Origin of the sequence: Erythrobacter sp. HI0063, assembly GCF_001635685.1 — a bacterium.
Lineage (GTDB): Bacteria > Pseudomonadota > Alphaproteobacteria > Sphingomonadales > Sphingomonadaceae > Qipengyuania.
In genome coordinates this window covers 1-208 of sequence record NZ_LWFF01000237.1, presented here as the reverse complement: position 1 = coordinate 208, position 208 = coordinate 1, and the positions used below count along the sequence as shown (strand labels likewise).

Here is a 208-nt window from a genome sequence, read left to right as displayed (position 1 = left end):
CTGCCCGAAGGCCTGCCCTATTTCGTCCTCCCCGATGTGCCGCTGACCTGGGAAACGTTTCAGATCATCGCGCCCTATTCGCTGACGATGGCGGCGGTCGGCCTCCTCGAATCGCTGCTGACCGCCCAGATCGTCGATGACATGACGCATACCGGATCGAACAAGCGCCGCGAAAGCGCAGGGCAAGGCGTGGCCAATGTGGTCGCCG

Annotated in this window: 1 protein-coding gene; it reads left to right on the top strand. The window is 63.5% G+C overall.

Annotated features, from left to right (window positions below; translation table 11 throughout):
* A partial coding sequence (locus A3736_RS07885) for a SulP family inorganic anion transporter (RefSeq protein WP_197465542.1) occupies positions 1-208 on the top strand: 208 nt, incomplete at both ends.